The 23,299-nt window shown below is 66.3% G+C and carries 29 protein-coding genes; 1 reads left to right on the top strand and 28 read right to left on the bottom strand.

Annotation, left to right across the window (positions count from 1 at the left end):
- Window position 1: 1 nt before the first annotated feature.
- From AAG688_RS14475 to AAG688_RS14405, 15 genes are all read right to left on the bottom strand, one after another.
- Complete coding sequence (locus tag AAG688_RS14475) at window positions 2-433, bottom strand: TIGR03751 family conjugal transfer lipoprotein (protein ID WP_411832912.1); 432 nt, start codon at window positions 431-433, stop codon at window positions 2-4.
- Window positions 414-1,844: a TIGR03752 family integrating conjugative element protein gene (locus AAG688_RS14470; protein ID WP_411832911.1), complete on the bottom strand. Its 1,431-nt coding sequence runs from the start codon at window positions 1,842-1,844 to the stop codon at window positions 414-416. Before AAG688_RS14470 ends, AAG688_RS14475 begins: the two co-directional genes overlap by 20 nt.
- Window positions 1,834-2,730 carry a TIGR03749 family integrating conjugative element protein gene (locus tag AAG688_RS14465; protein WP_411832910.1) on the bottom strand — a complete coding sequence of 299 codons (897 nt, stop codon included), beginning with the start codon at window positions 2,728-2,730 and terminating at the stop codon, window positions 1,834-1,836. Before AAG688_RS14465 ends, AAG688_RS14470 begins: the two co-directional genes overlap by 11 nt.
- The gene (locus tag AAG688_RS14460; protein ID WP_024889515.1) at window positions 2,727-3,407 is read right to left on the bottom strand and encodes a PFL_4703 family integrating conjugative element protein; all 681 of its coding nucleotides are present in this window, start codon (window positions 3,405-3,407) and stop codon (window positions 2,727-2,729) included. The genes AAG688_RS14465 and AAG688_RS14460 overlap by 4 nt, the downstream gene beginning before the upstream one ends.
- Window positions 3,404-3,802, bottom strand: a complete 399-nt coding sequence (locus AAG688_RS14455; protein ID WP_024889516.1) for a TIGR03750 family conjugal transfer protein — start codon at window positions 3,800-3,802, stop codon at window positions 3,404-3,406. Before AAG688_RS14455 ends, AAG688_RS14460 begins: the two co-directional genes overlap by 4 nt.
- Before the next feature lie 10 nt (window positions 3,803-3,812).
- Window positions 3,813-4,178, bottom strand: coding sequence for a TIGR03745 family integrating conjugative element membrane protein (locus tag AAG688_RS14450; RefSeq protein ID WP_411832909.1), 366 nt, complete (start codon window positions 4,176-4,178; stop codon window positions 3,813-3,815).
- 10 nt (window positions 4,179-4,188) lie between these two features.
- Window positions 4,189-4,422 carry a TIGR03758 family integrating conjugative element protein gene (locus tag AAG688_RS14445; RefSeq protein WP_411832908.1) on the bottom strand — a complete coding sequence of 78 codons (234 nt, stop codon included), beginning with the start codon at window positions 4,420-4,422 and terminating at the stop codon, window positions 4,189-4,191.
- A complete protein-coding gene (locus AAG688_RS14440) occupies window positions 4,419-4,790 on the bottom strand; it encodes an RAQPRD family integrative conjugative element protein (RefSeq protein ID WP_411832907.1) in 372 nt (123 codons plus the stop codon). Before AAG688_RS14440 ends, AAG688_RS14445 begins: the two co-directional genes overlap by 4 nt.
- Before the next feature lie 117 nt (window positions 4,791-4,907).
- Window positions 4,908-5,657, bottom strand: a complete 750-nt coding sequence (locus tag AAG688_RS14435; RefSeq protein WP_411832906.1) for a TIGR03747 family integrating conjugative element membrane protein — start codon at window positions 5,655-5,657, stop codon at window positions 4,908-4,910.
- On the bottom strand, window positions 5,654-7,825 hold the full coding sequence (gene traD, locus AAG688_RS14430) for a type IV conjugative transfer system coupling protein TraD (RefSeq protein ID WP_411832905.1): 2,172 nt from the start codon (window positions 7,823-7,825) through the stop codon (window positions 5,654-5,656). The genes AAG688_RS14435 and traD overlap by 4 nt, the downstream gene beginning before the upstream one ends.
- A gap of 10 nt (window positions 7,826-7,835) precedes the next feature.
- Window positions 7,836-8,369, bottom strand: coding sequence for an integrating conjugative element protein (locus AAG688_RS14425; RefSeq protein ID WP_411832904.1), 534 nt, complete (start codon window positions 8,367-8,369; stop codon window positions 7,836-7,838).
- The gene (locus AAG688_RS14420) at window positions 8,366-8,941 is read right to left on the bottom strand and encodes a transglycosylase SLT domain-containing protein (protein WP_411832903.1); all 576 of its coding nucleotides are present in this window, start codon (window positions 8,939-8,941) and stop codon (window positions 8,366-8,368) included. Before AAG688_RS14420 ends, AAG688_RS14425 begins: the two co-directional genes overlap by 4 nt.
- On the bottom strand, window positions 8,923-9,660 hold the full coding sequence (locus tag AAG688_RS14415; protein WP_411832902.1) for a TIGR03759 family integrating conjugative element protein: 738 nt from the start codon (window positions 9,658-9,660) through the stop codon (window positions 8,923-8,925). Before AAG688_RS14415 ends, AAG688_RS14420 begins: the two co-directional genes overlap by 19 nt.
- Window positions 9,661-9,669: 9 nt before the next feature.
- Window positions 9,670-10,323, bottom strand: coding sequence for a hypothetical protein (locus tag AAG688_RS14410; RefSeq protein WP_411832901.1), 654 nt, complete (start codon window positions 10,321-10,323; stop codon window positions 9,670-9,672).
- The gene (locus tag AAG688_RS14405; protein WP_411832900.1) at window positions 10,320-10,910 is read right to left on the bottom strand and encodes a PilL N-terminal domain-containing protein; all 591 of its coding nucleotides are present in this window, start codon (window positions 10,908-10,910) and stop codon (window positions 10,320-10,322) included. Before AAG688_RS14405 ends, AAG688_RS14410 begins: the two co-directional genes overlap by 4 nt.
- 183 nt (window positions 10,911-11,093) lie before the next feature.
- Here AAG688_RS14405 and AAG688_RS14400 point away from each other — a divergent pair, with 183 nt between their 5' ends.
- The gene (locus AAG688_RS14400) at window positions 11,094-11,387 is read left to right on the top strand and encodes a hypothetical protein (RefSeq protein ID WP_081770064.1); all 294 of its coding nucleotides are present in this window, start codon (window positions 11,094-11,096) and stop codon (window positions 11,385-11,387) included.
- A 58-nt stretch (window positions 11,388-11,445) separates the two neighbouring features.
- On the opposite strand, the gene AAG688_RS14395 is transcribed toward AAG688_RS14400, so the two are convergent.
- From AAG688_RS14395 to AAG688_RS14335, 13 genes are all read right to left on the bottom strand, one after another.
- On the bottom strand, window positions 11,446-11,862 hold the full coding sequence (locus tag AAG688_RS14395; RefSeq protein WP_024889527.1) for a hypothetical protein: 417 nt from the start codon (window positions 11,860-11,862) through the stop codon (window positions 11,446-11,448).
- Between the two features lie 87 nt (window positions 11,863-11,949).
- Window positions 11,950-14,232 (bottom strand): helicase-related protein, encoded by a 2,283-nt coding sequence (locus tag AAG688_RS14390; RefSeq protein WP_024889528.1) that lies wholly within the window; start codon window positions 14,230-14,232, stop codon window positions 11,950-11,952.
- 100 nt (window positions 14,233-14,332) lie between these two features.
- Window positions 14,333-14,644: a hypothetical protein gene (locus tag AAG688_RS14385; RefSeq protein WP_024889529.1), complete on the bottom strand. Its 312-nt coding sequence runs from the start codon at window positions 14,642-14,644 to the stop codon at window positions 14,333-14,335.
- A gap of 97 nt (window positions 14,645-14,741) precedes the next feature.
- Window positions 14,742-15,851, bottom strand: a complete 1,110-nt coding sequence (locus AAG688_RS14380; RefSeq protein WP_411832899.1) for a DUF6094 domain-containing protein — start codon at window positions 15,849-15,851, stop codon at window positions 14,742-14,744.
- Between the two features lie 66 nt (window positions 15,852-15,917).
- Window positions 15,918-16,574 (bottom strand): hypothetical protein, encoded by a 657-nt coding sequence (locus AAG688_RS14375; protein ID WP_024889531.1) that lies wholly within the window; start codon window positions 16,572-16,574, stop codon window positions 15,918-15,920.
- A gap of 76 nt (window positions 16,575-16,650) precedes the next feature.
- Window positions 16,651-16,911 carry a hypothetical protein gene (locus AAG688_RS14370; RefSeq protein ID WP_024889532.1) on the bottom strand — a complete coding sequence of 87 codons (261 nt, stop codon included), beginning with the start codon at window positions 16,909-16,911 and terminating at the stop codon, window positions 16,651-16,653.
- A gap of 20 nt (window positions 16,912-16,931) precedes the next feature.
- Complete coding sequence (locus AAG688_RS14365; RefSeq protein WP_081770065.1) at window positions 16,932-17,255, bottom strand: conserved plasmid protein; 324 nt, start codon at window positions 17,253-17,255, stop codon at window positions 16,932-16,934.
- 93 nt (window positions 17,256-17,348) lie between these two features.
- A complete protein-coding gene (locus AAG688_RS14360) occupies window positions 17,349-17,996 on the bottom strand; it encodes a DUF3275 family protein (protein WP_024889533.1) in 648 nt (215 codons plus the stop codon).
- Window positions 17,997-18,377: 381 nt separating this feature from the next.
- On the bottom strand, window positions 18,378-19,205 hold the full coding sequence (locus AAG688_RS14355) for a DUF932 domain-containing protein (protein ID WP_043689355.1): 828 nt from the start codon (window positions 19,203-19,205) through the stop codon (window positions 18,378-18,380).
- Between the two features lie 195 nt (window positions 19,206-19,400).
- Entirely contained in the window at window positions 19,401-20,315 is a 915-nt protein-coding gene (locus AAG688_RS14350; protein WP_024889535.1) for a DUF3577 domain-containing protein, read from the bottom strand.
- Window positions 20,316-20,673: 358 nt separating this feature from the next.
- Window positions 20,674-21,471, bottom strand: coding sequence for a hypothetical protein (locus tag AAG688_RS14345; protein WP_024889536.1), 798 nt, complete (start codon window positions 21,469-21,471; stop codon window positions 20,674-20,676).
- Window positions 21,472-21,754: 283 nt separating this feature from the next.
- Window positions 21,755-22,474, bottom strand: coding sequence for an ABC transporter substrate-binding protein (locus AAG688_RS14340; RefSeq protein WP_286586733.1), 720 nt, complete (start codon window positions 22,472-22,474; stop codon window positions 21,755-21,757).
- A gap of 83 nt (window positions 22,475-22,557) precedes the next feature.
- Window positions 22,558-23,247: a hypothetical protein gene (locus AAG688_RS14335; RefSeq protein ID WP_024889538.1), complete on the bottom strand. Its 690-nt coding sequence runs from the start codon at window positions 23,245-23,247 to the stop codon at window positions 22,558-22,560.
- Window positions 23,248-23,299: the final 52 nt, after the last annotated feature.

The following is a 23,299-nucleotide window of genomic DNA, read 5'->3' as shown; positions in this document are numbered from 1 at the left end:
ATCAGTAGTCCTCGGTCCGTTCGCCGGGCAGCGCGTAATGGATCTGCTGATACAAGGGGAATACCGTCGTGTAGCCGGGCACCGGTGCCTGGTCCGTGCCGGCCAGGTGCGGAAACACGTACATCACCAGGTCCGGGTTCGGTAGGCGGTGGAACTGGCGGTAGATCTCGTTCTGCGCGGTGCGCGTGTAACGTGCCTGCACGGCGGGAGCGGCCTGCACATCGGTGGCCGTGAGCGGACGGCGCAGCGACTGCCGGGCATCGAGCAACCGGCGTTCGCTCGGTCCGCCGGCACCACCGCCGGTCTCGGCGTTCCAGATGTCGAGCATGGTCTGGTCCGAGCGCGGCATCAGCTCGTCCTTCGTGGTCGCGCAGCCGGCCAGCACTAGGGCAATCCCCAGCGCGGCCAGCGCGTCAGTCCAGGTCTTGCGCATGGGTGGTGTCTCCGAGTCGGTGATCGACGCGGCGGCCGGCCGGGTCGTAGTCGATGGTCAGGGGTTCTTCGAGATGCACGGCGACCTTGGCGCCGGGTTGCACGTAGACGGCTGCGAACGCCTGGCCGTAGAGCTTGTTGACCCAATCGGCCATGTCGCGGACACCGCCGGCCAAGATGCGGCCCATCGCTTCGTTGCCGGTGATGCCCACCGTGCCGATGGAGCCATCGGTGCCGACGTAGGACATGCGGCCGCTGGCGGTGTCGATCAGGGAGGCCACGCCGGCGCTGGCAGCGGTGATCAGTGCTTGGCTGCCGAGGTACTGCTGCGCGTTGGAGCGGCGGTCGCCGCTGACGCAGGGAATCCCGTGCGGGTCACTGATCCAGCCGAGGCCGTCCTGGGTGGTGTTGCCATCGTTCTGCTGGCGGTTGCTGCCGCGCTCGCGATCTTCGGGAACGGTGCGGATGGTCCCGTCGTTGAACACGAACGTCACCGAGCGGATCTGGCCGCGCACGCACGAGAGCGTCCAGTCGCCCGACGCGGTTCCGCTGACGACGGCACCGGCCACGTCGGGGATATCGATGCCGTTGGCGGTGAGGTTGTCGGGGCCGATCAATACCTTGAACGGGTAAGGATCGTTCACCGTCCCGTCGATCGGCACGCGGCCGATCAGTGCCGTCATGGCGACCGATCCCATCAGCGTGGAGTTCGTCGGGACGGTGTAGACAGGCTTCATGCCCGGCTTGCCGGCTGCGCGGCGACCAGCGTCCACGGCGTCGTCGGTGGCTTGGCTAATGCCTTCGCCGGCCTCGCCAAAGCTCGTGGGAAAGCTGAAGTTGTCCGTGCCGCCTGGGGAACGTCCGCGTCCTTCTTTGCGTGCGTCGTCCGGCTCGACCCAATGGATGGAGTCGCTGCCGGCACCGGTACTGTCGCCCGGTTCCAGGCCCAGGCCCACTGGCAGGTCGGCGTGGCCGTCCCGGCGACCGGTCACGCCGTCTAGGCGTTGCTGTAGCTCCTGCAGCAGGCCCTGGGTCTGCTGCCGTTCGGCGGCGGCCTGCTCCCTGTCCTGTCGAAGCTGGTTGCGCTCGGTTTCGATCGCGCTCTGGATACGGCGATCGACGGCGCCCTCGCGCTGGCGCAGGCGTTCGTTCTCGTCGCGCTGCGCCTTGTTCTCCGTCACTGCTGTCTGCAGTTCGCCGCGCAACTGCCGGACCTGCGCCACGAGCGTGGCGACTGTATCGCGGGGCGTATCGCCCGTGATCCCGAGCGCGGCGGCTTCCTCCGGGGTGAGTTGGTCTGTTGGTCCCTGGTGGGAAGTGTCACCGCCACCGGAAAACAGCTTGAAGCCGACGAAGACCAGCAATAGCACCATCGGGATCATCAGCCACTTGAGCAGGCCGTTACTCTTCATCGCGGCCTCCGTTGCTGTCGCCAGGTGCGGCAGGCACCGGCAGGTTGAGCGCGGCGTCGACGGGAGCAATTGCCGGCAGCAGCGCCTGCGGAAGGCCATGTCCGCGGGTGACGAGGTAGACGACCGTGGTGTCCTCCGGTGAGCCCGCCGGCCCGAGGTCGGGGTGCTGGAACGCCGCGGTCAGGAAGTCGCCCTGGAGGGCGCGGGGGTCGAGATCGAGCCAGTGCTTCGCGATGTTGCGCAGGCGTACGGCGCTTACCCACAGATCACCCAGGCGCCAGGCTGCCAGCGCCTGTGCGTGCACCGGCAGTGTCGGCAGCAGCGAGTGCAGCGGCAGGTCCTGACGCAGATTGGCGCGCGTGATGCCTGGTACCGGCTCGACCGTGCGCAGCGGCGCGTAGAGGTTTTGTGCCGCGTAGCGGGTAAGCACCACCGGCACGGGCGTCGGTGGCGCCAGTCGGTCGGTCGGCGCGGTGCGCGTTGTCGCGTCCTCCCCGGTCGTGCCGCGCTGGCCCGTCGCCGGTGCCGCGGCCACGATGCGGACCGGTTCTAGCGGCGGTTGTCCGTCCTGCGGCGTTTCGGCCGCGATGTCCAGCAGGATCACTGTGCCGCTGTCGGCATCCTGGAGTTGCAGCCGCGTCGGTTCGATCGGCTCGCTGGCGCGCAGGTAGACGGCACCGGCTGCGCTCTGCACACGCAGTCGTGCACCAACCGATGCGGGCACGCCGATGCGCACGTTGCGGTCGATGAAGATCACCCGTTCCTCGCCGACGACGAGCGGCACCGCCAAGGGGAGCCGTTCCCAGCGCAGGATCTCGACGGCATGGACAGGAAGGGACAGCGCCAGCAGCAGCGCGGCACCGAGCGTGGCGAGTGGGCGGTTCATGGTGTGTCTTCCGCGGGAGGGGGCGGCGCGGGAATCGGCGCGGGATCGGCAGGAGTGGCGATGCGCTGCGGCGTGCCGTCGTAGCAGTCGATCGCCAGGCCAAAGGGGTTGCGCTGCGGATCGACGTCCGCACGCACGACCTTCAGCGGGTAGCGCACGAGCGCGCGCTTGACCTGCTCGGCGCCGTAGTACTCGTCGGCGGTGACGTCGAGCGTGACGACCCAATCGCGGTCCGAGACCGTGCGCACGCGCGTGGCGGGGCTGGAGCCGTAGCCGCGCCCCGGAATCTCGTAGATGCCGCGCACGCGCTGGCGCAGCTCGCCGGCATTGCGGCGGTACTCGTAGTCCTGTCGCAGGAACGCCTGGCAAGCCGGCGTGAAATAGGCCGACAGCGCGTGCAGGTTGCGGGGGTAGTCGTCGTCGCCGTTGGTCGGCCAGCGCTGCAGTTGCTGCCAGACGTAGAACGTGAAGGCGTAGACCGACTCGGGCGGCACCTCCCACCATTTGCGCGTGCTGCCCGAGCGCAGGTCCGGGGGCACGTGGATGGTCAGGTCGCGCGGTGCGCTCCACCAGCCGAACCCCATCACCAGCGCCAGTCCGACGACCACGCTAGCCCCGATGCGCAGGGTCTTGATGTGCGCTTCGAGGCGCAGGACCTCGTTCTTGAACCGGCTCATGGTGTCCGGCTCCTACGTGTGGTCCAGTAGCCCGAACGCGTCACCAGGTGACGGCCGCCGACGAACCGGCTTAGTGATGAGTGGCGCGTTGTCACCCGCCATTGCAGTTGCCGGTACAGCCAGGTGTCCGGGCGTCCGCGCTTGAGACGGCGCAGCGCCCCACCGCCTCCGAACACCCCGAGGGCGACGGCCGCGACGATCGCCGTGGGCAGCAGCGCGATCGTCGAGAGCGCCAATGCCAGGGGCACGCCAACGCCGAACCCCATGGCCGCCGACAAGCCTGCGCAGACCCACAACTCGTCGGCGGTCAACCCGCGCACGACGACCGGATGTCGGTTGAGCCGATGCGGGAGGAACGCAACCGTGCCGTCCGGCCGGAAGTCCTGGTCAGCCATGCCGACGGCCTTAGAGGATGCCGGTGGCTTCGGTCAGCAGCCAGATCCCCACGACCAGCAGGATCGCGCCGACGGCGACGGTGAGGCCGAACTGGCCCCATGTGGCGCGGCCGTTGTGGATTTCGGCGTAGCGCGTGTAGGCGTGGTAGCACACGCCGACGAACATCGATGCGACCACCAGCAAGGCGATCAGCATCACGATGTCGTAGCCGTAGTTGCGCAGCGTCTCCATGATGCCGCTGCCCTGGCCGCGCGAGGGGTCTTCGATCGTCGGCAGGCCCTGGGCCTGGGCGAGCGGCGCGAACAGCACGACGGCCGGCAGCGCGGCCAGTTGCGAAAAACGCGGGAAGCGAAAGCGACGGGATACCGGGTTCATGTGGCGACCTTTAGGAGAGCAGGAAGAAGGTCAGCACCAGGTACATCGCGATGAAACGGATCACGACACCTGCGAACTGACGCTGGGAAATCCGCTGCTCGGCCCAGCCGACATAGGCGGTCCGCATCGCCCACACGCCCCACACGAGGAGCACGGCGAATACGGCGCCGACGACGACGACCGAGACGGCGGAAGGGGGAAAGCCGCCGTTGGCCTGGAAGGCGGCGGTCTGGGCGGCGTTCATGGCGTAGCCTCCGGTTCACGGGAGGCGGAGGCCGCGGCCTGGCGGTAGTCGCCGAGCAGCACGGCCGGATCGCGTGGCTGGGCGCGCGATGGCGTCAGGTATTCGCGGATGCCGGTACGGACGCGCTCAAGGTCGGCGCTTAGCCGGGGGTAGTCGAAGTAGTAGCGGGCGCGCTCGTCGCGGGCGCGCGCGGTCTCCTGCGCGATCAGCCGGTCGATCGCGTCGAGCTGGCGAAGTGCGGCGGCCAGGCGCGCGTGCTCGGCAGTGGCGTCGTCGGCATGCGCGCGGGCCGGTAGGCCCAGCGCGATGCACAGCGCCAGCAGCAGGCCCGGCACGCAACGCCAGTCGGCGACAGGAGAAACGGTCATCCGCATTTGCCAATCCGCGAATCACGAGGAATGGCGAAATGCTCTCGATGCGGTCAGATGCGCGCCGCAAACAATGTGGATTGCCGCCGGCCCGATTGATGGCCGGGCGCGTCCGCGCTAGAGGTACTTCTTGAAGGTGCTGGCGGCGATGCCCACCGCCACGCCCAGCAGGATCGCGCCGGGCAGCAGGATCAGCAGCGGATGCACGCTGACCGGCAGCGCCAGATAGACGACCCACGGCAAGACGATCAGGGGCATCAGGGCCGCCTTGGCGCGGTGGTACACGAAGCCGGATTCGCGGCCGGCGCCGAACTTGCGGACGTCGCGTCGTGCCAGTCCATCGACGAAGCCGACGAACGCCGCCATCAGGAACAGCGGCAGCGTCAGGGTCAGCACCAGGAGCCTGACGATGAAGGTGAGCGTGGTGTAGGCCGCGGCGATCAGGTAGCTCTCGGTCCACACGTAGACCTGGCTCACGTAGTAGCGAAAGTCGCGCGTACCGCCTTGGCTGGGCGCGCGCGCCTGCGTCGAGGCGTTGCTCATCCATTCGAGCAGGCCGCTCTTCACGAAGATCCATTCGTAGGAACGCTCGACCAGCCAGTGTGCGGTGCGGCCGGGCTCCTGGACGACGGCGCTGCGGGTGAAGTGCGCGGAAAGCTGGCCGAGTTCGTAGTCGAGCATGCCCTGGGCGTGGCGCCAGCCTTGTTCGGGCCAGAAGAAGTGCATGCCGACGCACTCGATCACGATGGACAGCAGCAGCGCTCCGATCAGCACGCCGAGGAACCGGAACGGCATCGTCACGATGCTTGCCAGCAGTCCCTGTTGGCGGGTCTGCTGGTGCTGGGCGGTGGTGGCTGGATCCTTCATGGCCGCAACTCAACCGGCGCGGCTTCGGTGCCGGCGATGTGGCGGAAGCCTTCAAGCAGATCGTCCGGCAGCGGCGTGTCCTGCAAGCCGGCTGCGGCGTTGCCTTCCCACCAGTCGCCTGCCTCCGCGTAGTGCTGGCGCATGTAGCCGGCGAGCTGCTGCAGGTCGTGCGGCATCACCTCGTCGGGATCGGGGGCCGGCAGCGGCATGCGGATCTTCCACAGGTTGCCGCCCTGCATCAGCGCGAAGGCTTGGCCCTTGGGTAGCCCGACCACGTGGGCCGATTCGATCATCGGGACGCTCGTGCTGGAGATGCGATCCTGCGTGTTGGAGGTGAAGTCGGTCGGGCCGTGGATGTCCGAACTGTCGGTGGCGCCGCTCATCAGGGTTGTGGCGTAGACCTCGACCTTCGGCAACTGCCGGGTCAGCAGTTCCGCGGTCGCCGTCTCGCGAACGCGCAGCATGATCAGGTTGTTGAAGTTGCCGACGACTTGGCCGGCCTTGGCGCGGTTGCCGATGCGCGCTTCGATGTCGCTTAGCGTCTGCGTATAGGCAGTCACTTGCAGGTCGGCGCCGCCGCCCTTGTTTACCAACGGGATGAACTCGTCTCCCATGAGTTCGTTGAACTCGTCCGCGTGGAGGTTGATCGGCACCCTTGTCCTGGTTGCAGTCCCCGGAAGGCCGTCATCGATGCCGAACTTGTAGATGTGCCCGGCGACCGACACGAGATCGCTGAACATGCTGTTGCCGACCGCGGCGGCAACCTCCGCGTCCGACAGCGCATCCAGGCCGACGTAGACGACCGCGCGCTTGCGGATGATCTGCATCCAATCGAAGATCGGGCGCGGATCGGTGAGATCGGAATAGTCAGGCGCCAGCAGCTGCGCGATCTTGCCGGTGGTCAGCTTTTCCAGCAGCGGCAGCAGGCTCGCGACGATCTTGTCGAAGTAGGTTCGGTCGTAACGCACCGCGCTGCGCAGACCGTCGAGCACCGGGTCGTAGACGCGCACCTGCGAGAGGTACTGTTCCAGCGCGACCACCCGCTTCTCGCGGCCGATCATGTTGCGCGGGATGTTCTTCTCGTTGAGCCGTGCTTCCAGCTGGACGATGACCTCCCACGCCTTCGGTTCGGTCCGGGCGAAGAAGTGGGCGGCGTACTCGATGAACAGCGCATCGATGTTGATCACATGCCTTTGGATCAACTGGTAATCCGGGCGCTGTCCCAGCTCCACGAGGGCGCGCGCGATGATGTTCACGAATCTCCACGCGAACTCCCTGAAGGCGGCTGAGTTGCCCTCGCCGGAGAGCTGTCCGGCAATGCGCGTGGCGACTTCCGAGATGCGGCCAAAGCGCCCCACGGCGTTGTAGCGGGAGCTGATTTCGGGCCAGCCCAAATGGAAGATGTAGAACTCGCCCTCGCGGCCGGCGCGCTTGGCCTCGACGTACATCCGCTTCAGGAGATCGGCATCGCCCTTGGGATCGAATACGATGACCACTTCGTGCTCGCCCGCGGCGTTGCGCCGCCGGATGTCCTGCGTGATGAAAAGCTCCGCCAGCCGGGTCTTGCCGACGCGCGTGGTGCCCAGGACCAGGGTGTGGCCTACGCGCTCGGGTAGCGGGAGGGAAACGTCGATTTCGTGCGGTTCGATGCCGTGCAGCCGCGGCATGCCGCCGACCGGCGGCAGCGGACGCGCGGGATTGAGCGGGCTGTCCCAGGCCAGCGCCTTGGCGAGTTTGGAGATGGGAAACGGCGCGAACTCAAGCCGCTCTTCGAGCCGGCGCGCGATCCGGTAGGCGGCTGTCGGCTCGACGTAGCGTCGGAACTCCGGCCGGTAGGTCTGCATCAGCCGGTGCGTGTGCTTCTGTTCCCACCGGAAGCCCCTGCCGATGAAGAGCCGTTGCTGGCTCACCGGCACGTCGCGGCTGGTCATCACGTAGCGCGGCAGCCGGCGGATGTTGCGCCGGTAGCGCAGGATCACGAGCGCATCGCGCAGCCGGATCGCGCCGTAGGTAAGGAAGGCCAAGGCGCTGCCCAGGCCCAGCAGCGGGCTTAGCGCGAGCGACCACGGTGCCGCCACGCACACCAGCGCGGCGCCCGCACACACCGCGACGGTATAAAGCTCCACCGCTGGCCGCAGCAATACCTCGATCGCGTAGCGCTGGGCCATCGCGGGGGCTTCACTGCTCGATGCCCGTGGCCGTCACCAACACCGGGTAGTGGCGCAGCCCCAGGCGCTGGGCCAGCTCGTCGCCGGAGGCCGGCGCCAGCGGCAGCTCGGGGATCAGCGCGCGCAGCGAGGCCAGGGCCTGCGGCGATTCGACCTGGACCACCAGCCCTACGGCACCCAGCTCGTGCAGGGCCGATCCCCGCTGGCGCAGCCAGGCGCGCGAGCGGTCGTCGTCGCCGATCAGGAAGAGCGGCCGCAGTCCCGGCGCCTGGATCACCCGGCGCGCGACGTCGCCGGGCGACAGACGGACCGAGCGCACGGGCAGCATGTCCGCCTCGTCGAAGGCATGGTTGGGTACGCGGGGCAGTTCGATGCGCGGCGGCGGCCGGTCCGCGCGGGGCTGGAGGTTCAGCGCCTCGTAGTACGGCAGCGCGGACGCACCGCCCCGGTCTTCGACGACGACCAGCGGCGGAGACTGCGCCAGCGTCGCGAACGACAGGCACGACAACACCGCCAGCGGGGCGGCGGCACGAAAGGACTTCATGGCAGGTCTCTCCTGGTGGTGGTATCCAGCCGGGGTTCGCCGAGCACGCGCGCGAGGTGCTTGTCGACGCTGCGGCGATAGCGCGCGGCGGGCGCGCCGCCGGCGGGACGGTGGTAGCGACCAATGGCGACGAGCCAGTCCTCGCCGGGGGTGTGCTGCTCGCGCAGGATTTCGGCCGCGATGGCGAGGTTGCGGTAGGGATCGAGCAGATCGCAGGGGTGCGCGTAGCGATGCCGCTGGTAGCCGACGTTGATCTGCCCGAGTCCTGCGTCGATGCGGGTCGGGGGCACCCGGCGCAGCGCGTGCTGCAAGCCGGCGCAGGCGTCGGCACGGGTGCCGTAGCGCTTCGAGGCGCCCGCGACGTTCAGCGTCCACGGCCAGGGGATCAGGCGGCCGTTGAGTCGGGTCCCGCTCTCTTGAAGGGCCACGGCGTACAGCACGGTGGACGGAACGCCGGCACGCTGCGCGGCCAGCTGGTAAGCCGGTGGCGGCACCTCCTGCGCGGCGGCGGTGATCGCGGCCAGGCCACACAACACGCCCAGCGCGATGCGCGCTACTGCTGGCGCTGCCATTGGCCGCCAACCTGCCGCACGACGGCGGGCAGTTCGCCCTGCACACCGAGGGAAAGCCACCGGCCGCCGTCGTGGTTGAGGGTGATGTGGCCGCTGCGTACCTTGGCCGGATCGATGCGGATGCGGCGAGCCCATTCACGGATGCGTGCGTCGTCGCCGCGACTGCCGACGACGTAGATGTCGAAGGACACGCCTTCGGCCTGCATACGCTGGACGGTCTCGTCGCAGCCGGAACAGGCATCCTTGATGAAAACCGCGATGCGTTCGCCCGCTTGCGTCATGCCGGGGGGTGCCGCACCCGCGCCGGGCAGGTTGACGCGCTGCATGCCCGGCGCGAGCCGTTGCCAGGCGGCGTCGTAGGCGCGCTGGTATGCCAGCAGCTTCTCGACGCGCCGCGCTTCGATCTGGACCTGCAGCTCCGCGAACCTGCGCCGCTCCTCGTCCGAGCGGGCCTCGATGCCCAAGGCGGTCAGCGGGTCCAGGTTCGGCGACGACAGGCCCAGCGGTCCCTGCATCAATTCGCGGTAGCGAACCCACTCCTCCGGTCGTAGCCCCCAGTCGCGCGCCTGGTCCTCGTCGCTGCGTGCGATAGGAGCAGGCCGCTCACGGCTGGGGGCCACGTTCGTTGCAGCAGCCTGCGGCTGCTGGGCCAATAGGGACTGCGGCGCGCTAAGCGCGAGCGCGGCAAGCAGGCCAAGGGCGGCGGTGGCGTGCTTCATCGGCGACACCTACCGGGCTGGTACCGTCAGGCGACGGGTCTCGGTGCCGTGCTGGAACACCGCGATGTCGCCCTCGATGGCGGTCAGGCGCCAGCCGGCTTCCTCCTCGCCCGGCCGCAGCAGCCGGGCCTGATCCAGGGCGCTGCTCTCGGCCGGAAGAATCGACAGGAACCGTTCGCCGGCACGAAGCTCAGCGCCCATGACGCGAAACGGCGGCTCGACCGGCTTCGGCGGAGTGGTGGGGGCCGTACCAGGCGCGGTGGCAGGCCGCGGCGCCGGCCGGGCGGTCGGTCGCGCCTCCAACCGTTCGATGCGTGCCTGCATGGTCTGAAGCGCGGCATCCGCGGACCGGTCGCCCAGTGATTGTTCAAGCGCCGAGAGCCGGCGGTCGAGCGCCTGGCGGTCAGCATCGTAGCGAGCCTGCGGCACGGCAGGCGGCCGTGTGCGCGACTGTTCGGAGTCCTGGGATAGCTCGGTCAGGCGCTGCTCCAGCGCCGCGATCTGCGTGTCTGCCGTACTGGCCTCGGCCTCGTCGGCGAGCTTGGTCAGGGTGACGTGGTTGACCACCGCGCCCGTGCTGATCAGCAGCACCCAGGTGACGGCGGCGACGTGCAGCAAGGTCGCCCGCCGCGGGTACGCGGTGCCCGGCATCGTCGGGGTCATGGCTGGTCCTCCACCGCAAGCGGGAAGGTCTGCACCTGGACGTCAGCATCCGGAGCGGTGGTCGGCTGGGGTTCGGTCTCGGTCGGCGCTGAAGCGACGTGGCTGAAGCACACCAGGCGCGTGCCGTCGTCCACGTGGAGATCCCAGGCGGGGCCGGTCAGGGTCAGCAAGGCGTCGCGCAGGACCAGCGGCCCCAGCTGGTAATGGGCCGCCGGCAGCGGCAGCCTGCCGAGGGCCTCGGTGTCCTGGCCGCCGCAGAGCTGGTAGCCCGAACGCCGCAGGACATGGCGCAAGGCGTCGGCGACGGTGGCATGCAGCGTGTCGGGCGTGGACACCTCCACCACCTGCAGCAGCAGGTCCCGCTGCGCGGCGCTGGGCGCCAATTCGATCAAGGTGTAGCGGCCGTACCGGACCACCGGGACGAACTCCGGTGACAGGTCGGGTGCGACGGCGGCCGGTGCCTCGGGCGTCGGCGTCGGCGTGGGCGCCGTCGCGCAGCCGCCGAGCAACGCGGCCCAGAACAAGCCGAGCAGGCCGGACAGCAGGTGGCGTCCGGGATCACGAAACCAAGGATCGGAGGGGCACATAGCGTGGCGTCCTGAAGCGACGAGCCATCACCATCGCCGCGGCGATCCCTTCGGGCAGCAAACAAAGCGAATCCTTCCGCGCCGGATTAACTGGCGCGGGGGATGCGCAAAGAAAGCCGCCTGGGTGCTAGTGTTTGTCCACGACCGGATCCGGCTCTCGGGCAACAGGACAGGAGCATCGGAATGGACAGGAAAATCGCAGTCGAACGGCTGATTCAACAGGTGAAGGACTACGCCAATGGGCGGGCAAAGGACGTAGCGCGAGGCGCAGAGACTCCACGGCTTGCGGCCCTGCTGGTGCAGAAATACGGGCGCGGCGTGGTCGACGCCATTGCAACGGCGTTCGACGATCCGCGCGCCGCTGATCCCATATCGAGGGTCGTGGATGATGAGACGGCAAGGCTCGACCCGCTTTGGCGTGAACACGATCGCGAGCGATGGGCTGGTCATCCGGCTGATGTGATCGTCCACAGCTAGATCCGGATACCAAGAAGAACGGCCCCGAAGGGCCGTCGTAGTGGAGGAAGTGCCTGCGTCAGTCGTCGGCATTGGTGGGAGCTGGACTCTCTTCACCTGGCGCAAGGTTGAAGTGCGAGACAAGTTCGCCTATCGGCAACTGCTCGCTGGTGATCTCGACGTCGGTGTGCTTGAGGAATGCCGCGAACCAGAAATGGCTGTCGGAGACGTTGAGCGTGTCGGCCTCCGTGCTAACGAAACGGTCGTCGCTGCTCGAATCCGTCTGGTCCGAGCCTTCCTCGTCGTCATGCGACAGGTACTGCGCGCGGTAGTCGAACTTCTCGACCTTGTAGAGGCCATGCTCCTTCACCACCGCCGCGAGGCGAAGAATCTTGCGCGCGGTGGAGAGGTCGATCGAGAACTCGACGACGGCCGGCAAATCAGCAAACTCGTCGCTGGAGGACACTTCTGTACGAAACAGCTTGTCGTCTTGCATGATGATTCTCCTGGGAAGGATGAGTGATGAGGTAGGGATACGGAAGAAAGAAAGGCGGCCCTCGAAAGAGCCGCCGGCATGGAGGAACTAGGCGGCGACCAGTTGCCTGGCCAGCGCCACCTCGACGGAATCCCCGTCTTGGTTCAGGACATCGAGTCCCGACTCCGGCACGTCTCCCGACGTGCTCTGCGACACCATGATCTTCTTCGCCATCAACCCCAGGCAGGTCATCTGCGAGGAGTTGGTGTAGCCGAGATAGATCACGCGCACGGACTGCTTCTGCCCGATGCGCCACGAGCGCCGTGCTGCCTGCTGCAACGAGTAGACGTTGTAGCCGCTCTGCATGAAGACGATCGTGGGGAACTCCAACAAATCGAGGCCCGTCTTGACCAACTCCGGGTTCGTGACCAGGACATCGATCCCGCGATCGAGCTGCTCGGCAATCCAGTCTTCCCGGCGGGACGCATCCACGCTTGCGCGCAGCACGGCCACCTTGAAGCCTTCCTGCTCGAGCAACACCTTGAGGCGCGACGTGGTATCGCGCGTGCCGGTGTAGACCGAATAGACCAGGGTCTTGCGCCCTTGCGCTTTCTCCTGCTTGCAGATGTCGATCAGCTCGCGCTCTTTCGGCGTGATCTCGAACTCGGTGAACTGAGCCGGGACGAACGCCAAGGTGCCGCGCGTGCGCGGGTGCACTACGGTTTCAGGCCGGAAACAACAATCCGGCCAGGCCAAGAGCACGTTGAGCACTACGCCCAACAGGGTCGTGTCGCGCTTCGCCAGGGCTTGCTTCAGCGCCTGGGTCAGCCGACCCGACAGATCGCGGTAGGCGGCGGCTTGCTCCGCCTCCATCGCGACTTCGCGGAACTCCTCGTCGTAGGGCGGCAGCACGTTGCCGCCGATGTCCTTCAACTTCAGGAAGACCGTGAACGGCAGGATGCAACGCAGGACGCCCTTGGGACCGAAGCCCGGCGCCTTGACGGTGCGCACCGACACCTTCGAGCCCTTGGCCGTCTTGTGCGCGGTGGCCTTGCTCTCGGAGTAGATGTCCTTCAGGACCCCGTGGTCCCTCATGAACGCCATCGCGGCCGACGTCATGCTGCCGCTCTTGGTCGGCCGGTAGCCGTCTTCGATCATGCGTCCGGGCAGCGCCCGGAACAGCAAGTGGAACAAGTCGTCGCCGTAACCGCCCATCAGGGTGCCGGTGAGCAGCAAGGTCTTGCGCGACTTCGCGGCGAGGACGCCCATGGCTTGGCCCTGGGCGCTTCCGCCGTTCTTGTACTCATGCGCTTCGTCGGCGACCAGCAGGTCGAACGTGCCGTGCGGCAAGTAGCGCTTGATGAACTCGCTGGGCTGATAACCTCCCGTGCCGAATCCGAACTCCATGTTCGCCATGGCGCGTTCCATCCGGTGCGCCTGTCGATCCGAGAAGATCAGCTCGCCACGCTCATCCATGAGGTTGACAAACTCATAGATGTTGTCCCCAAGCATCGATGCCAGGAAGGCATCACCGAACTTCTGCATCAGCTTCTGCGCGGTGACCTGGCCGATCGTCGGAATGCGGGTCAGGGCCTTGAGGACGGCGGAGGACTGGTCGCTGGCGGACAGGCTCCGGGGACGAATCAGGCTCCACAACGCGGAGCCGCAGTGGCTGCACTTGCGGCGCTGCTCCTCGGCTTCGAGGTCGACCGGATTGATCGGCTCGCCGTCGAGGTCGGTGATGACCTGGCCGCAGTCGGGGCACGCGCCCACGTCGCCGTCGAGCGTCCGGTGCCGGGTGAAAACGGGTTTCCAGTGGAACCCCATCCTCATCCTGACGCGCCCAAGGACAAAGAACTCCTGGCCCTGCGCCGGCACGTTCAGCTGCTCGCGCAGCTTCATGAGCTTGACGAGCGTATCCGGGCCATTGAGCACCCAGACGCGCGCACCGGCGACGGTTTCCTGGATCTCCCTCCGCCACTTGTAGACCAGGTGGGGCGGGCTCAAGACGAGCGTGCGGCGGTAGCCTTCGGCGTTGAGCACGGCGGCCGTGGCGATGCCGACGGTGGTCTTGCCGCAGCCCATTTCGCCATTGACGATCGCAGCGCGTTCGCCGCGATCGATCAGCAGCTCGCTGACGGCGTGGACCACGTCGGCCTGGGCCGGGAACAACTGGCGCTTCAGGCTTGCCAGGACCAGTTGGCGATGTGCCCGCGGTTGCCCGGTGTAGACAGGCGGGTTGGCCCGATTGAGGGCTTCCAGCAGGTCATCGCCGCATTCGGCGACGAAGTCCTGAAGGCTCATCGTGAGAGAGGAAGATTCCGCATCGAGCAGTTCGCCCTGCAAGGCAGTGCCTTCCGCGGATGGAACGGTGTCGAGATCGAGAGACATGGTGGTGCTCCAAATGAATGGGGCACGCACCTCCCTTGTGGGGCGATGATGTGCCCCGTGGATGGGAAGAATGGCGACGGCTTGCGCCGTCAAACTGGGATCAGTACTCGCTGGGCAGCAGCAGCGTCGTGACGCTGCGGTCCCACTCGGTGACGATCCAGAGAGTCAGGTCTGGCGCGACCTGGTAGGACGAGAACAAACGATCCTCGCCCGAAGCCAGCGCCAGGTCGTTCTGGCGTCGGTCTTCGTCGGACAGGTCGCCCCAGTCGCCGCTGAGATGGCGGCGCAGGTACGCGCTGGGATTGAGCCGGCCCCGTTGGATCAGGTCGGAAATCCCACGAGTGACGATCATCTGCCCCGGCGAAAATCGCGGTTGGGGCACGAGGCTGATGAAAACGGCTTCTTTTGCCATGGTGGTAGCTCCTTCGTGGAAAGAACGGGGCCACGGCAGCCCATCGGGGCGGCGTGGCCCCATGGGGTGGACAGAAGCTGCGTCGTGCAGCAGGCGATCAGCGAATGGTCAGCACCTCGCCGCGCGTCGGCGAGTCGGGTGTCAGATCCAACGCACGGATGACCGGAACGAACTTGTCGGTCAGGATGCGCGTCTCGGCCACAGAGCCATCGTCGCGCTCGGTGTACTCGGTCTGGAGCGTCTTCTCCTTGTGCGTGTCGCCTTTGACGGCGAGCACGCGCCCGGTCTTGGACGTCACCACGCCGGAGATCGCGCCTGCAGCCAAGGCCAGGGCGGTATGCCATTCCGACAAGGCCCGCGCCGGCGGCCGCAGCGACTGCTGTGCCGGCCCGAGATGGACATCGAGCGCGGGCCAGAGTCCTTGCAGCCGGCCGATTTCGATGCCGAACTGCTCGGGCTCCATCGTCACGCGATAGAAGTGCTCCGGCTCCGCCGGGATGGCGGGAACGACATACGGCTGGAACGGCCACTCGATGGGCAGTTCTTCGGCTTCGGCATCGCCTTGCCCGATCTGCAGCAGCAGGCCGCGCGTGGCTTTTGCCGAGTCCGATGCCTGGTCGCGCTGGCGAATGCGCCGACCGAAGATCACCACCTGCTTGAACTGCGTCTCCACCGCTCGGTAGATGCGCAGGTCCGCGAAGTGGCGCACCAGCCACCCGACCAGTTCGGCGTCGAGGATGTAGTGCGGCACGATGAACACCAGCACCCCGCCATACTGCAGTAGCGGCAGCGAGCGCTGGTAGAACAGCTTCTCCAGTCGGGCACGGCCCTGGCCCTGATAGCCGATGTTGCCGTTCACGTCCTTGGACAGGTCGCCGTAGGGCGGATTGAGCCAGACCAGCCCGAAAGACTGCCTGGAAATGATCGTGTCCATCAGGTCGCCATGGATGCAGTGATCGACCATCTGCCGCGCGTGCCGGGCGCGCTCGCCGTCGTACTCCACGGCGAACGCCCGGACCTGCTCGCGCCCGAGGGCGTGAGCGGCTTCGGCCACGGCGACGCCTTCGCCGGCGCACGGATCAAGGATGCACATCGGCCCGGTAGCGGGCGCCAGTGCAGCGAGCGCTCTTTCGAGCGTGGGTTCATCGGTGGGGAAGTACCCGTTTCGGACGAAGTTGCGGGCGAGTCTTGGAAACATCAGAGCCATCGGAATCTCCTGGTAGCGAAGATGAAAGGAAGCGGACGTACACGTGCACGTCCGGAACGGAAGTCCTCACGCCACTTCTGCAAGCAGTCGTTCGGAGATGGTTCGGATCGCGGATGCGTCCGGGGTAAGTACGTCGTCGCGGATCAGCGCACCCAGTGCCTTGCTCAGCACGGGTACGTTGATGGCGAGCCGGTGGCCTTCCAGCGGCCCAAGGGCGGCAGGAAGGCGGGTCAGCATCGCCTGCGTCTTCAGCAGGTCCAGCACGGTGTCGCGCCAGTGATTGAGCAGCGGCAGCGGGCAGGTGTCTCGCACCAGCGCCCACAACCGTTCGACCCGGTGGTCCGAGTCGCGTGGCAGAAGTGCAAGCGCGCTAGCGTTGGCCTTGTCGGGTTTCACGCAGCGGCGATCGAACAGCCACAGATGGACCATCGACCCGAACAGCGTGCGGCGGTAAGCACGGGTGCTGCGCTTGTCCAGATGTTCGACGTTGCCGACGAACACCGGGATCGAGCCGCCTTGCTCGGTCAGGATGTGGAACTGGTCCAGTCCCTGCTCGTCGCGCCCGAGGGTCAGGCGAGCCAGGAACTCCTGGACGGCCGTATCGCGCGCCCAGACGGAGAGGAAGACCAGGTTGCCCTGTTCGTCGCCGACAAAGCCGTCGGTCATGAGGTCAGGACATTCGTCGATGCGGTACAGTGTGGTGGAAGAAGTGTTTGCGGGCATGGTGGTGTCCTCGGATGAACGGGAACAGCACCGCCCGCTGGGGCAAGTGCTGCCCCAGGGGGTGGAAGAAAACCGTTCAGTCCGGCTCGAACTGCCGGGTGTGCGGGTTGAAGTGAAGCGCCTCGTCCACCGCGGTGATCGGCGTGAAGCCGTCCAGGTAGATGCTGCCGAGGTACTGGTCGCGGTAGGTCAATGCCTGCCGTGCCTGTTCCTCGGTGAGGCCGTTGCTGATGAAGTACTCGAGCATTTCCTCGTCGGAAGAAACTTCGTCGTTGGACAAGCTCCCTTCAACGAGCTTCAACAGCGAGGGCGGGAGCGCAGCCAGGATCGAGTCCATGTCGATTCCTCCTGTGCGGACTAGGAGCCGCAACCGGCCGGGCAGTAGCCCAGTTCGATGCCGTGCGTGCAGAAGCCGTTTTCGGCGAGCCAGTCCTGGGTTTCCTGCCGTTCGGCAGGTGTCGCGTAACCCCATTCCTGGGCCGCGATTTCCAGGGCCTGAGCACGCTGGCTTTCCGGCAATCGACTGACTTTCGCGTCGATCTCCGAACTGAAAAGCGTGACCCAGTGGTCCCAGGACAGGCCGCAGCCGCGCTGGGCGTTTGCTGCGGCCGTCTTGCAGATTTCCCGCCACGCGGGTTCATCCAGCGTTGAACGAGTGGTGTCGTGAGCGATGGTGGACATGATGGAGACCTCCAGAAGAAAGCCAGGGCCTCCCCCGCATGGGGAAGGAACCACAGCGGGTGGATGAAGAACACCGCGGATGCGGCGTGGCGATCAGGCCGCGGCAAGCTCCGCTTCGTGCTGCCACTGTTGCAAGGTGGCATCGAAGCTGTAGCCGAGCTTGCTGAGGCGGGTGCATTGCAGGCGCAACGTGCGGCGGTCGATGGTCGGGTCCAGCTTGACCGTCTCGCCCAGCGGCCACAGCAGGCCGAAAAGTGCGACGTCTTCGGCGTCGGAACTGCCAGCTGCCACAGGGGCTGCGGGCGCTTCCATGCCGAAGGGCCGGGTGTCGATCAGAGGATCGTTCGTGGTCGAGGCCGGTACGGCTGCTGGCGTTGCCGCCATCGCCGTCGGCTGTTCCTCGTCGATCGGATCGACCTCCTGGACGTTGAAGGTGCGGGCGTCCTCCTTGCCCAGCTTGTCGATGCCGGACAGGGTCATGCCGTTGAGGCTGGCGCGCAGTTCGATGCGGACGCCGCCTTGGGACAAGACGGGCTTGTTGAAGATGCGCCGGATGGCGAACTCGCCCTCGTACTTGCCTTCCTTGTACTGCTCGAACTCCGGATCTTTGACAACGAAATCACCCAAGCAGCAGGTGAGCAGGCAGACATTGAACGGTCCGTTGCGGCCCCGGATGGTGCGCAGCTTGAGCTGGCCGGGAACGACGATGGACTCCAGGTGGGCGTGACGTGCAGCGTTCATGTGACGACTCCTTTGATGATAGAAAACAAGGCTCCCGACCGGCCGGATGGACGGGGGATGACCTCATGGGAAAAGGAAGCGGGTGCCGGTCGCGAAGGGCCGGAACCGGGAGGGAGATGACGGACGCGGGATGCGCTAGGACGGATCAGAACCAGTGCGGTGTGACGCACCGCAGCCTCGAAGGTCTAGGCTGCCTGGGCATGCTGCCGGCGACGCCGGCGGACATGGGGGTAAGGTTGCGGCGAGGTTCGACGCCAAGGGGAGCGGCAATGCGATTCCGGTTGCTCCCCTGTTTCTGATCTATGCGGCGTGTTCTTGCGGTGCCGGCGGTCTTCCGCGCAAAGAAAACGGACCACGCCCGATGGGGTGGTCCGTTGGGTACTACGCTTTCAGTTCACGCATGCCTTCGGCCAGCAGCCAAAGAGCGCGATTCAAACGCACGTTCTGGTCGATGCCCTGCACCGGCCGGGTACGTTGCCGGCGGCCGTTGGCCGTGCGGCCGTCCAGTCCGCCCTTGACCAGGTTCTCCTGGACCCGGTTGAACGTGGACCACAGGTCGGATTCCCGGTCATCGAAGCGCCGCGGCCGCAGCAGCTGGCTTTCGGTGATAGGCACCGAGCCCGAGCCCGCGTACTTCAGCGTCAGGGCCGAGTGCGCGAACACTTCTGCTTCGCCTTCGTCCAGCGTGATGGCGCGCATGGTGTCCCGGGAGTGCTCGATCCGCTCGAAGCTGCTGAGGACTTCATAAGCGCCTTCGATGACGTGGCTCGTGACGTCGCCCTTGTGGGGCACGCGCACGTCCAGGGTCGTGTCGCCGCAGACCAGGCCGTTGTGGCAGACGAAGCGGAACATGCCGCCCAGCATCTGATAGCTGCTGGTGCCGTCGTGCGAGTTCAGCAGGATGATCTCGTTGGCCTCGGCTTGGCCATCGATCTGGCTGGCATGCCGCAGCCGCAGCATGTGCTTGGTGAAATCGCGGCGATCCTCCTGCCGCACGCGGGTCTGGCAAACGAAGAACGGCTCGAAGCCTTCCTTGCGCAGCTTCTCCAGCACGGTGGCGGTCGGAATGTAGCTATAGCGCTCCGACCGGCTATCGTGCGCGGCCTCGGCGAAGATGGATGGGGCGACGGTGCGGATCTGATCGTCCGACAGCGGGCGATCCGAACGCAGCACGGGGGATCGCGACCCAAAGCGGGATGCGAGTTGCATGGCAGTCTCCTTGGAGAAAACGCAAGCAGTCCCGCAGGCCAGAGGCCGGCGAGGACCGATTGCAGGGATGAAGAACAGCCCGGAAGGGCCGAGGGAATCCGGGTCGAACCCGGTGCAGCCTCACGCCGCCGACACCGAGGTGCCGGCGGCATGAAGACTGGGAGGAACACGCAGGACCCGGATGGGCCTTGCAGATCAGAACGAAGCCGCCAGGGCGGGCTCCTCTTCAGGCACTTCGACGTTCGCCTCCTGCGGAGCAGGCTGCGCGGGCGTCTGGGTGCCGTTGACGTCCTCGGCTTGGGCGCTCGCCTCGGACGCGGTAGCGTCCTGGGGTGCGTCGGCTTCGGAAGTGGTCGGGTAGACCCGCTGACCGTTGACCTTGATCAGGCCGATGTGGATCAGCTTCGACTCCAGGCTCGCCGCGGCTTCGCCGGCCCGTTCACCCTTGGTGCGGATGTACGGCTCGGCCTTCATGCCGTTCAGACGAAAGGCGATCAGTACCTTCTTCTTCGCCTCGACGGCCTGCATGCAGCGCCGCACCAGGTGCTCCGCGTCGCGGTTGGCAACGATGGTGTCGATGTACCGGTAGTCCGGATCGTCGACCGGTCCGCTGAGCACACCGAGGGTGCACGCAAGGAACGGATCGCTCTCCGCCGGTCTCACCAGCTTGGGACGGTTGAGGTAGCCGATGCCATGGGTGATCAGGTCGTACTGCTCGATCGTCGCCAGTTCGGCGGGATCCAGCGGCTCGGCCTTGAGCAGACGCGCCTTGAGGCTGGCTGCCGGCTCGCCCTTGCGGTCGCCCTTGGGACGGATGAACGGATCGACCCACAGGTCGCCGAGACGGAAGCGCACGAGCGGACGCTGCTCCGGATCGTCGTTGCCGACGTAGCGTTCGACCAGTTTCTTCGCCTCCGCACCGGACACTTTCACGTCGAAGTAGCGGCGCTTCTCGTCGTTGGCGGAACCCACGAGGGCGGCGATGGTGCAGGCCAGAAACGGCTGTGCCTTGCGGCCGCCGGTGGCTTTCACAACGCGGGCGCGCTGGATGTAGCCGATGCCCGAGGTGTGCAGGTCGAAGTAGGACTTCTGATTGAGTGCTGTGGTCATGGTGAATCTCCAGACTTAGGATCAAGAACAGCGGAGACACACCTTTCCCACGGCGGGGAGGTGCGTAACCCCGCGATGGGTTGAGGAACATGGGTGCATCACCACCGGCGAGCCGGCGGTCGTTCGCGCGAGGATGCGATGCGAACTGGTTCAGTCACACGGGTGAGCCGTGCGCAACCTTGAAGACCGAAAGTTGCCTGGTTGACGCTGACAACGTCAGCGGAACGTGATTTGCAGCCTACGCGCGGGGCCTGCCGTCGCGAGCGGAAATGGGTATCCGTCCGAGACCGCATTGGCCGAAGGCGGCCGCCTGAATCTGAAGGGCTTCCCGCCGCGAGGGCGGGAAGCAAGGCCGGGATCAATGCCGGACGGACTTGGGGCCAGACAGGTGCTGGATGCGGATGAAGCGCCAGGTGCCGTCGTCGATCAGGCGTTCCAGAACGCTGCCGAGATCGTCGAAGAACACGTCCTCTACCCGTTCAACCTGCGTGCCGTCCCGGTGCAGCTCGATCACGTACTGGTCGGCAGCGCGGTCGTAGAGCACGGTGACCTGGCCCTCGAACTTCCCGGTTGCAACGGAGAAGCGGATGGCTGGCGGCGTCTTGAGGATATTGGCCGGCGTCGGATCGACCCAGCTGAAGTCTTTGGCGCCCGCATCGACCAGCATGTGGGTGATGCGACGGAAACCATCGGGGGCTGGCAACTGCTCCAGCTGATTGATCAACTCGGCCAGCTCGGGGCAACGCGGCGCCGGTATCGGCAGCTTGGCCGGTGCACTGCCCAGCACGAACGTCTGCACCGTGTAGGGCACACCATCGGCGGTTCGTTCGGTCCGCTCTTCGGGTGTGTCGGCCCGCAGGCCGTCGAAGCGGCGTCTGGCGTAGGGTTCCACGTGAACCTTGGCGCCTTCGGCGGGATCCTCGGTCAAGAGTGCCCGATCGAGCACCGCGAACTCAGCGCGGCCTGTCTTGACGACGATGACCTCGGCGGTCTTGGCGATCACCTTGCCGTCGAACGGCTTCGGGTCGACCTGGAATCCCAGGGCCGAAACCTTGGGCTGGCCGTCGAAGATGTTGAACTTGAAGCTGCGGACATTGGAAGGCACATGGCCGTGAACCAGTGTCGGCATCTGATCGCGAATGGCTTGGGTATCCATGGGAGGCTCCTTGAGGAAAAGTCAAGGGACTCCCGCCCGCAAGGGAGGATCGTCCCTTGTGGGTTGCGTGATGGACGCGAAGCGCGTCCGGGGATGAGGAAACGACCAGCACGGCAAGCCGCGCCGCAGTCCTGAAGGTCTCGACTGCCTGGGCATGCTGCCGGCAACGCCAGCGAACATGCAGACAGCCTGAAGGAGTGCATGCCTGGAATCGCCGGGGAATCGGAACTTCGCCAGTACCGGGTTCCGGAAAAGAAAGAGCCCCGGCATGGGGGCTCAGGGTTCACTCGTCTTCGTACAGCGGCAGGCCGTCCAGCACAGGCGCATCGGCGTCGAACACCAGCATGCGGACGTCGGCCAGCGCGGCCAGATGAAGCACCTCGACGAGGCATTCCGGCATACCCTTCTTCCGATGCTCCTGTCGCAGTCGTTCGGCGGTGGTGCCGTCGACCAGTTGCAGGTTCTCGTCGGTCCAGGGCGTGGCGATCAGCTTTACGCCGATCGCCGGGCTGTAGGGGATGCGGAATGCGACGAACAGGAAGCGGCTCGGGGTCGCAAGATCGGCCAGATCAGCCAGATAGCGGCCTGCCTCCTCGGTGATGTGCGCGAAACTGATTTCCCAGCACCGGCTGTAGTAGCCCGTCTCGAACTTCAGGCGTCGCACGACCTCGCGCGCAGCTTCCTCGGAGTACGTGTCGCCCACGTGCACGGGCTGGCCGTCGAAGTCGTCCGCAGCGACGGCGTAGACCACCGCGCGCACGATGCCCTCGGTCGGACATTGGGATTCCAGCTCTTCAGGCACTTCCTGCCCTTCGGTGATCAGCGCGAAATCCTTGCCGATCAGGCAGGGAAACAGCGCGACCTGATCGTCGGGCAGGTACGCCTGGCTGGCGTGCAAGGGTCGCCAAACCGGCGGGCAGTCCTCCTCATGCGTGATGAGGAGGGTACGAACGATGCGCGGGTTCAGATACCCGCGGGCGAAGGGGTTGTCGATGGTAGACATGGGATTCGCTCCAGCAGAGTATGGCTGGGTCCATCCCCGGCTGGGGATAGATTCCCCAGCGGGTCGATAGAAGTGGCGTCCGGTCAGGCCGGCACAGGTGACGGTGGATCACCGAGCAGTTGCTCGATCACACGCCTGCGCAGGCGTTCGCGAATTGATTCCTCGCTGATGCCTGCAAGCAGCGTCTGCGTCTCTTTGGCGATCCTGGCGGCGGCCTTATCGAGGTCGTCAGCAAGAAGCGCCTGGTGCAGATCCAGCCCCAGGTCCAGTGCCTGGCGGGAACTACTGAACACGTTCAGCTCACGGCTGAGGAAGCAACCCTCGCCGCCGAACTCGAACAGGCGTGGCTTGCTGCAATGCCAGCAGCCCTCGAACTGGATGGCGGCCAGGTTATGGCCGTCGTTGAAGCACGAGGCGATGAGCAGCAATGCGTCCAGGTCCGCGGAATCCTCGAACCGATGATGTTCGATGAGGTTCTGCAGCTCCAGGTTCTGATCTGCGCCGAAGTGCGGGGCCAGCACTTCAAGGATCATTGCCATCGACGGGTCTTCCTCGTCCGGGACCGGAAGATCGAGCACGGTAGCGAGGTCGGTCAGCGCCTCCAGTACGTCGTCCCATTGCGGGTCGTTGGATTCGGATATGCGCGCAATGTAGGTCTGTCCGTTGCCAGGATAGGACGCATCCAGATTGAAACCGTCGAACAGCGCGGTGATGACGGGTGTGACCCTTTCGAGCATCAGGACGCCGGTGGCGTCGTAGTAGTTGTTGGCCATGGTGGCTCCTTGGGATGAAAGCGCGGAGCCACGCCCCTGCGGACGATGGCAT

Origin of the sequence: Pseudoxanthomonas mexicana (assembly GCF_046736355.1) — a bacterium.
In the GTDB taxonomy this organism is placed as follows: domain Bacteria; phylum Pseudomonadota; class Gammaproteobacteria; order Xanthomonadales; family Xanthomonadaceae; genus Pseudoxanthomonas_A; species Pseudoxanthomonas_A mexicana_B.
This window is presented reverse-complemented; position numbering and strand designations above follow the sequence as displayed.